Origin of the sequence: Hydrangea phyllody phytoplasma, assembly GCF_036985185.1 — a bacterium.
Lineage (GTDB): Bacteria > Bacillota_I > Bacilli_A > Acholeplasmatales > Acholeplasmataceae > Phytoplasma > Phytoplasma asteris.
The window spans coordinates 1-264 of the sequence record NZ_BSDA01000031.1 but is presented as its reverse complement, the minus strand read 5'-3'; the positions used below and the strand labels follow the sequence as shown (position 1 = coordinate 264).

The following is a 264-nucleotide window of genomic DNA, read 5'->3' as shown; positions in this document are numbered from 1 at the left end:
TTTTAAAAGAAAATTTAAAATTAAAAAATCAATTAAATAATACAAAAAAACCTTTAATTGTGGAATCTATTGATGACACTGAAAATGATTTTTAGTTTTAATTTTTTAAAATATTTAATTTCCTTTGATTTTAAAGATTTTTTTTATTTATTATATAGTATTTTTTATAGTATTTTATTTACTAAATCATCTTTTTTATTTGGTTTTAATGTTGGTTGGAATATTAATTTTATTAATATTTATAATATTATAAAAACTATATTT

The 264-nt window shown here is 12.5% G+C and carries 1 pseudogene; it reads left to right on the top strand.

Annotation, left to right across the window (positions count from 1 at the left end):
- Positions 1–72: 72 nt before the first annotated feature.
- Positions 73–264 (top strand): annotated as a pseudogene (locus AACP42_RS03100) (hypothetical protein); the annotation flags it as partial.